The 7933-nt window shown below is 65.7% G+C and carries 10 protein-coding genes and 2 pseudogenes; 7 read left to right on the forward strand and 5 right to left on the reverse strand.

The features are described 5' to 3' along the window. Together K377_RS40255 and K377_RS40260 are read left to right on the forward strand one after the other, a co-directional pair. Nucleotides 1–335 (forward strand): transposase (locus K377_RS40255; RefSeq protein ID WP_146614855.1); only part of this gene is annotated, 335 nt, incomplete at its 5' end. Between the two features lie 125 nt (nucleotides 336–460). Continuing rightward, nucleotides 461–1248 (forward strand): annotated as a pseudogene (locus K377_RS40260) (IS5 family transposase). 579 nt (nucleotides 1249–1827) lie between these two features. Here K377_RS40260 and K377_RS40265 read toward each other — a convergent pair. Continuing rightward, complete coding sequence (locus K377_RS40265; RefSeq protein ID WP_111668612.1) at nucleotides 1828–2253, reverse strand: pyridoxamine 5'-phosphate oxidase family protein; 426 nt, start codon at nucleotides 2251–2253, stop codon at nucleotides 1828–1830. Nucleotides 2254–2543: 290 nt separating this feature from the next. Here K377_RS40265 and K377_RS40270 point away from each other — a divergent pair, with 290 nt between their 5' ends. Together K377_RS40270 and K377_RS40275 are read left to right on the forward strand one after the other, a co-directional pair. Then, on the forward strand, nucleotides 2544–3188 hold the full coding sequence (locus K377_RS40270; protein ID WP_111668613.1) for a chemotaxis protein CheB: 645 nt from the start codon (nucleotides 2544–2546) through the stop codon (nucleotides 3186–3188). 174 nt (nucleotides 3189–3362) lie between these two features. After that, nucleotides 3363–3764: a VOC family protein gene (locus tag K377_RS40275; protein WP_111668614.1), complete on the forward strand. Its 402-nt coding sequence runs from the start codon at nucleotides 3363–3365 to the stop codon at nucleotides 3762–3764. 94 nt (nucleotides 3765–3858) lie between these two features. Here K377_RS40275 and K377_RS40280 read toward each other — a convergent pair. Continuing rightward, a pseudogene (locus K377_RS40280) lies at nucleotides 3859–4955 on the reverse strand (hypothetical protein). Between the two features lie 213 nt (nucleotides 4956–5168). On the opposite strand from K377_RS40280, the gene K377_RS40285 reads away from it, so the two are divergent. Continuing rightward, nucleotides 5169–5477, forward strand: coding sequence for a hypothetical protein (locus tag K377_RS40285; protein WP_111668615.1), 309 nt, complete (start codon nucleotides 5169–5171; stop codon nucleotides 5475–5477). After that, entirely contained in the window at nucleotides 5474–5851 is a 378-nt protein-coding gene (locus K377_RS41500) for a hypothetical protein (protein WP_146614856.1), read from the forward strand. Before K377_RS40285 ends, K377_RS41500 begins: the two co-directional genes overlap by 4 nt. A 100-nt stretch (nucleotides 5852–5951) precedes the next feature. On the opposite strand, the gene K377_RS41970 is transcribed toward K377_RS41500, so the two are convergent. Then, nucleotides 5952–6101 (reverse strand): hypothetical protein, encoded by a 150-nt coding sequence (locus K377_RS41970; protein ID WP_161195017.1) that lies wholly within the window; start codon nucleotides 6099–6101, stop codon nucleotides 5952–5954. A 52-nt stretch (nucleotides 6102–6153) separates the two neighbouring features. After that, nucleotides 6154–6543, reverse strand: a complete 390-nt coding sequence (locus K377_RS40290; protein ID WP_258395317.1) for a hypothetical protein — start codon at nucleotides 6541–6543, stop codon at nucleotides 6154–6156. A gap of 460 nt (nucleotides 6544–7003) precedes the next feature. Between K377_RS40290 and K377_RS40295 the strand changes: the two genes are divergently transcribed. Beyond that, nucleotides 7004–7438: a hypothetical protein gene (locus K377_RS40295; protein ID WP_111668616.1), complete on the forward strand. Its 435-nt coding sequence runs from the start codon at nucleotides 7004–7006 to the stop codon at nucleotides 7436–7438. Nucleotides 7439–7598: 160 nt separating this feature from the next. On the opposite strand, the gene K377_RS40300 is transcribed toward K377_RS40295, so the two are convergent. After that, the coding region (locus K377_RS40300) for a transposase (RefSeq protein ID WP_146614855.1) at nucleotides 7599–7933 on the reverse strand (335 nt) is incomplete at its 5' end.

Consider the following 7933-nt stretch of genomic DNA (forward strand, 5'->3'; position numbering starts at 1 on the left):
AGGCCCTGATCCCGCTCGTGCAAGGGATCCCACCGATCCGCTCGCGCCGCGGACCGCGGCGCCGCAAGCCCGCGAAGCTCCACGCGGACAAGGGCTACGACTACTCCCACCTGCGGCGATGGTTACGTCAGCGTGGCATTCAGCAACGCATCGCACGCAAGGGAATCGAGTCATCACAGCGACTGGGACGCCACCGCTGGACCGTCGAACGCACCATGTCGTGGCTCGCCGGCTGCCGCCGTCTCCACCGCCGCTACGAGCGCAAAGCCGAGCACTTCCTCGGCTTCACGAGCATCGCCTGCACCCTCATCTGTTACCGCAGACTCGCCAAATGAGATGACGTCTTAGAACTCCTAACGAAATGATCTTCGGGATGGTTGGATCGCCCCGTGGAACGTTGATCTGGGGGTGTGGGATGGCTCGACCGTAGCCGTGGGCTGTCGATGACGACTTCTGGGCCGTGATCGAACCTCTGTTGCCCAGGGCCGAGCGCCGGGCCCGTTCCTCCGGGGCGTAAGCGGCATCCAGACCGTCTGGTCTTCCAGGGAATTCTGTTCGTGCTGCATACCGGAATCCCCTGGAACACCTGCCGCAGGAACTCGGCTTCGGCTCTGGCATGACCTGCTGGCGCGGCTTGGCGGAGTGGACCGAGGCCGATGTGTGGCCACGGCTGCACGGAGCTCTCCTCGCCAAGCTTCGCCGCGCGAACGCCCTGGATTTCTCCCGGGCAGCGGTAGATGGTTCCCACATCCGGGCTCAAAAAAGGGACCCAAGACGGGACGAAGCTCAGTTGATCGGGGCAGGACGGGCAGCAAGCACCATCTGATCACCGACGCCACCGGTATCCCGCTCGCGGCCACGCTGACCGGCGGCAACCGCAACGATGTCACCCAGCTCATCCCACTGCTTCAAGCAGTCCCATCAGTGCGAGGGAAGAGAGGCCGGCCCCGGCGTCGCCCTGACGTCGTCCTCGCCGACCGCGGCCACGACCACGACCACGGCAAATACCGTCGCCTGGTCTGGGATCTCGGAGTCAAGCCGCTGATCGCGCGCCGGGGAACAGAACACGGCTCTGGACTGGGAACCGGACGCTGGGTCGTCGAGCGCGCGTTTGCCCACCTGCACTGGTTCCGCCGGCTGCGGATCCGCTGGGAGATACGCGACGACATCCACGAGGCCTTCCTGAGCCTGGGGTGTGCACTGATCTGCTGGCGACGCCTTGCCTCACTGCCCGGCCAAGCAGGCTGACAGCAGGAGGCCGGCTGTCGCTCTCACTCCCAGCTGTTCTCCGGGATGTGGTTGTGCGAATGCGTGCCCCATCCTTCGCGATCATGCCGGGCGCAGTGGTCGGCAACCATGCCCTCCCATGACCGATCCGGCCACCACAGAGCTCCATGCTCCTCGTGAAGATGATCGTTGAGAGCCTTCAGCGCGACCGGATCCGTGACCCGGGTGAAGACGTAGAAGGGCCACTTCTTCCGCCCAGTAAAAATCCGGGTCGGCCTGATCTCCCACCTACCCACGAACACCCCTCACCGTCGACGTCGACATGATGCGGCGTACGTCAGGACCTCATTCGGCAGTTGATCATTATGTTAGGAGTTCCTAGTGACCACGGTTATGTGAGGGGCAGTGCCGTGTATGGCGACACAGACCGAGGCACGACAGACGGAACGGGATCGGCTGCTCCACCTCCCTCCCCGCCGACGCCGGCCGTGGCTGCCTTCCACACCTTCGCCGTCGAGAAGGAGCCCGACCGCATCACCTGGTCCTTCGACGCACACACAACGTCCAGGCAGAGCGCCGTGTCCGCGCGGCAGGCCTGGGTCAGACGTTGCCGAGGTCGGAGGAGACCCAGTGCTCCGGGCGGAGCGTGATGATGACGGCTTCGCCGTGGTTGGCCTCGGCGAACTCGATGTAGCCGTCGACCTTCTCGGGCGGCAAATAACGGGAGGCCATCTCCCTCAGATGCGCGCGGGTGCTGGGGACCGTGGAGATCACCGGGCCCTCGACGGACACGTAGCGGACGGTCGGCTCGAGACGGTCGACCATGAGCGTGAACCGGCCCGCCTTCTGGATGAGTTCATGCTTGCGTGAACCCTTGCCGGTGTGGATCCAGATGTCGCCGCCTGGCGTGTACTGGTACCAGATCGGCACGGTCAACGGCGCCCTCGCCTCGCCTGCGTCGACAGCCAGGGCCGCGACGTGCGGCTCGGCGAGGAACTGCTCACGCTCTTCTCGGGTGAGGGCCATGGAACTGCTCCTTCAGAGATGAATGCCGCTGCGGTCGCGACGCCAGGCCAATCTGTCCAGCATCCCGCACAAGGCTCCCGTCGACAGTCCTTCGGAGGAGCGTGGGGGAACAAAACCCTCGGACGCACTACACAGCCGGATCGGCACGATCACCGCCATCGAGCGAAGCGAAAGGGCTTCCCGCCATCTCCGCCCGGTGGGGGCAAGGAACATTAAACGCACTCGTCACGCGGCCTCCCGAGGGGGCTCACTGCGCGCCTGGAGCCGCAGCCCTGCGGTAGCTTGCGCAGGTGGCTAGTTTCCGTGTCGACGACGATGGCCGTTGGTCGGCTGTCCTGATCGCTTCCTCGGCCGGCGGGGTGCAGGGGCTGGGAACGCTCCTGGGCGGGTTGCAGAATGATCTGCCGGTACCGGTTCTGGTCGCCCAGCACCTCAACCGGAACCGCGAGACGCGCATCGTGCCCATCCTGACGCGCTTCACCGCCCTCACCGTCAAGCTCGCCGACGACGGCGAGACTCCGCAGGCCGGGACGGTCTATATCGCGCCGCCCGACCAGCACCTGTGCGTCGGGGCGGACGGTGTCCTGTTCCTGACCCGCGAGGAGCGGGTCAACTCCGCCCGTCCGGCCGCCGATCCGCTCTTCGAGGCCGCAGCCGAGGTGTACGGGAAGAGCATCATCGCCTGTGTGCTCACCGGCGCGGACGGCGACGGGGCCCGAGGGGTCGAAGCGGTCAAGGCGCACGGCGGCACGGTCATCGTGGAGGACCCCGAAACCGCCGCGGTCAAAGGCATGCCCAAAGCCGCTGTGCGCACCGGCAAGGTGGACCATGTGCTGCCCCTGGCCGCCATCGCTCCAGCCATCACCCGCCTCGTGCACGTCAACGACGCCGCCGACCAGGCTGACAGGCCTGTCCCGCCCAGCCAGCCAGGGTGACCTTCCGCACCCGCCCCCGCACCCCTGCAAGATTTCACTTCTGCTGCTCCGGGTCGCCGACAGCCGGAGCGAACGCACGCGCAGGGAGCCATCATCGGCCGGCATCCCCTTGAGTGAGATTCGCTCGAGTCGACCCCTGTACGTAACGGGACCGCGCGTCGATCCTTTGGAGCTATGACAGATACGGCTAACACCCCGTCATGGCCCACGAACATCAGCGCGATCACTCTCTTCACCGAGGACCTCGACGCCACAAAACGCTTCTATCGGGAGGTCTTCGGTCTGCCGGTGGCCTTCGAGAATGACACCTCAGCTGTCTTCGAGTTCGGCAACACCATCATCAACCTGCTGAAGATCACCGCGGCGCCCGAGCTCATCACTCCCGCTCGCGTTGCCCCGGCCGACGCAGGATCCCGTCTCCAACTCACACTGCCGGTCGATGATGTGGACGCGATGTGCAAGGAACTGGTGGCCCGCGGAGTCACGCTCCTCAACGGCCCCATGGACCGTCCCTGGGGCATACGGACCGCGAGCTTCCGTGATCCCGGCGGCCACATCTGGGAAATCGCCCACTAAAGGACGTTCCCGGCCCCGGTTGTCGTACCTGGCTCATTCCCTGGGCTGAGCGTGGGCCACGGGTGACGAGAGATCGGGGGTTGATCTTCCAGCGTCATGCCAGGGTTACGGTCATACCGCCCGCGGCCAGGGTTTCGAGGACCTCGGTCAAGAGATCGTACGGCTGACCTTCCGATGTCAGGGCCCGGGACAGATGTTGGCGTGCGATTGCCGCGTCTCGCCAGACCAGGGTGGCGGGAGCGGTATAGCCGAAGGTGCCGCCCAGACAGTCGTCGAGGGCGGCGAGGCAACCTCCGAAGTAGCCCCCCGGCCCGTTGACCGCCTCGCCGAGCGCCAGGTAGAGCGCCGGTTCGTCAGTGACGTACCGCCCGTCCAGTTCGTAAGCGTGGCCGCCCGGCCGGTCATGTTGGGAGTGTCTGGAGCCCCGCTCGCGAACGAGGTCGTGCCAGGCCCCTCGGTGGCGTGTGTCGAGGTCGGCCCAGGCATTTACGGTGTCCGGTGGTCCAGCGAGCCACCGCTCCCAGATGGGCCGGGCGTACTCGGGTACGAGATCAAAGTGGCTTCCGTTGAGCTCGAGGTCGATCAGGTCTGCCCCACGGGAGGACCGGCGCCAGGCACTGATCGAGGTCCACATCAACCGGCTCGTGAGCAGTCCCCCTTGGTGGTCCCTGATCTCTAGGCAAGCTTCTTCGAGATCAAGTGCCCTCCGGGTGCCTTTCGCCAGTGCGGCCCTCAGCTGATCGCTCTGCGCGAGCCCCCGCAGTACAAGAGGCGGAGCTTTCTGCTCGGGCGCCAGGATCCGAGTGAATTCCGAGCAGGAGCCCAGCCAGCGATGCCCGTCGTGGATGCTGACGCGCTCTCTGTATCCTTCCGGCGGCCCTCGTAGTCGTCGAGGCCGGTGAGCACCAAACTGTCCGTCCCCGCCCGCTGCCCGAGGCTCTCCGCGTCCTCCAGCAGCCAGGCGTCGGCCGGCTCATCGTCCGGCACCAGCCACACCCGGGATCCGACCCACGCAGGTATGCCGGATCCCCGCGGAACCCAGCCGAACATCTCGTACGTCCCCCGCCGAGGTTCTCCGAACAGTCCATCCACCTCCGCGCAGGCGCCCCAGATAGAGCCGCGCTCCGTCTCCGTCAAGGTGTACGGGGCAGTCCCGCGTGCTACCTCGTTCTCATGCACATCCTGGATCATGCCGCGACCGCATGGCAGGGGCCATGCCTTTTGGGTCGCACCTCCGTGAGCCGGCTTCCTGCGGCAGGCTGGTGCCTCCGGAAGCGAAGATTCTGCGTCAAAGTCGGCGAGGCCGGATACATCGACGTAGGTGTGGGCGTCGTTGCGGACGGCAGGGCGCTCAGCGTCGGCCGGTCCGATGTGCGCCAACCATGACGACGAGGAGTGTCAACGATGTTGGAGACCTACCTGTCCTGGTACCGCGAGGATCGGATGGACGAGTCCGGGTTCCGCGCGGTCACCAACCACCTGGCGCGGGCCGGGCTGGCCATCGAACATCCGACGCTGGGTTGCGGGATGCTGCTGGACGTCGTCGGGGAACAGGTGCAGCTGCCTGTCGATCGCATCCTGGAACTTGTCGGCCTGTCGGCCGGGCCGCTCTGCATGCAGTTCTGGCTGTCAGCCGACACGGACGTGGTGTGCGATGTCAGGTACGTGGCGCCGGACACCCAGACCTCCTCACCTTCGCGCTCGGCGGGTTGACCGACAACGAGCGTGACCGGGCCACCGACGCAATTCAACACATGATCCAGCGGGAGCTGCACAAGACCGTCGCGCTGCTCGTCGATCTGGGCGGTGAAACGGCGGACGAAGATGACGACGCGCTGGTCCTGTACGGGCGACTGCCGGTGGGTCCGCGCCCGGACCAAGTTCAGTTCCGGACGGACCGGCTCAACGACGTACCAGCTCTTCTTACCGGAGCGGAGGTAACGGATCTCGGCAACGGGCTGACTGCAGTCCGCTGGTCATGCCTTCCGCGATCAGAGCCCGGGGGATGGCCGCGCCATGATCAGCCCGATGCTGACGGACCGAGCTCGGCCGCGTCGGCGACCGATTGCCTCGAAGGTGAGCGATGAGTTGGCCAAGAGAGCGTACGTGCGACGAAAGCGCTGCCGGCTCGCACGGGAGCGAGCCACCCCATCCACCGACAGCCGTCGGATGGTCCGCGGTGGAATCTCACGCGCAGCCGGCGTAGGGGGTCAGGCCGCCGCGCAGCATGGCGAAGGCGCCCGCTGCCTCGTCGCGTGCCTGGGCGGCCAGGGCGTCGGCGGTGGTGCCCTGGACCATGCGCTCCTGATTGGTGCGCATCAGCAGCATCTGCGTCATGGTGATCAGGCCAACTGCCGCTGAGAGAGCTGAACAGATGTGACTCAGTCGCTCAGTCGAAAGCGTCGGTCATGCAGTCCGAGTGGCCGCCGTCGGCTTCAAAGGCGTCGCGGAGGACGGCAGCCGCTTGCTCGCGCTCCACCACATATCCGTAGTGCTGACACGCCATCGTGGCCACATCGTCGACCGTGACGATAACCGGTTCGCCGCTCGCGGCCCGTCGACGCGCGTCGGCGATCGCCATCTCCGCAGAACACAGCAGGTTTCTGGAGCGCTCCCGGATTCCGGCCGCCTGAGCACGCTTCGCCGAGAGCGGGCGCAGAACGCGCCCCCGGCACGTGATGCCGACGGCGACGAGTACGAAACCCAGCAGTACGAAAACGGATCCGCCAGCGTCCTTGGGCATCTGGCCAGTCTTCATCACGCCCACGAACTCCGTCACCGTAATGAGGTTGCTGGTATGTGAGATCGATCGACAGCAACTCAGGAACAGGTTCCGCGACGGGGTCTGAGTGACGGTCGGTCAGCGAGGGCGCGCCCCACGCCGGACGCCGTGCGCCGACCTGCGACTTGAGCCGCTCATACTCGTGAACGGCGGCTTCCTCGCCGACGTGTACGACGATCTCTTCCACGACTTCTTAGGTGCCGACGACCCGCCCATTTGGCTGGTCCGCAGTTGCGGCCAGGCCGCAAACAACGGTCGCAAGCTGTCTGCGGCAAAAACGGCCGTCGGAACGCGCGCTGAGGAACCATCCATCCTCAGGTGCGGGGAGCTCGGCTCTCTTGCTCGTGGTAGGTGGCTCGGCGGGAGATACCCGCGGGCGCAGCGAGCAGTCGCTCCATGACCGACGTTGACACGTGAAACGCTGACGGCATCGATCAACTCCGCCGCTGGAGCGCCCATGTCCAGGACCGCCGATATTGATCTCGTGTTCGCACGAGCCGTTACCGTAAACGCCGTGGTGCGAGCTCTGGCCGGTGAGGGGTGGTCGCTGCAGGAACCGCTTGGCATCTCCTACATGGTCAACAACGACGACCTGTTCGACTGGCATTCAGCTTCAGCAGGCCAGGAATCTGAGGTCCTGGCTGTGGTGGATTCACCTCACAACACCGAGTACCTCGTCGCAATCTGCATCTATCACTCCGCTGCGGGCAGCGGCGGCCAGTTGCTTTTCCATGTCGGCCGCTCGCACTGTTCCTTCATCCCGACGATCGACCGGCGAGGCCTCTCAGGAACGCCAGAACTGACCGACATGGCGTGGTACCTGAACGCACTGGTACCGCCCCTCCTGGCCATGGGACTGGTCAGCTACGAAGCCAGGGGCCTCCTCGACTGAGACTCGCTCGTCCACAGCTCAGTCCATATGCGGGCAGCACTCGGCGCGTACGGATTCTCGCTACCCGCCCAATTGGTGTCACTCACGTAAGCACTTGGTCGAAGAGCAGTAAGGTAGCGCTCTTCGGGCGGCTCAGCCCCCGGAGTCCTAAGACGTCATCTCATTTGGCGAGTCTGCGGTAACAGATGAGGGTGCAGGCGATGCTCGTGAAGCCGAGGAAGTGCTCGGCTTTGCGCTCGTAGCGGCGGTGGAGACGGCGGCAGCCGGCGAGCCACGACATGGTGCGTTCGACGGTCCAGCGGTGGCGTCCCAGTCGCTGTGATGACTCGATTCCCTTGCGTGCGATGCGTTGCTGAATGCCACGCTGACGTAACCATCGCCGCAGGTGGGAGTAGTCGTAGCCCTTGTCCGCGTGGAGCTTCGCGGGCTTGCGGCGCCGCGGTCCGCGGCGCGAGCGGATCGGTGGGATCCCTTGCACGAGCGGGATCAGGGCCT

The organism is Streptomyces sp. PsTaAH-137 (assembly GCF_003259365.1).
Classification (GTDB): Bacteria; Actinomycetota; Actinomycetes; order Streptomycetales; family Streptomycetaceae; genus Streptomyces.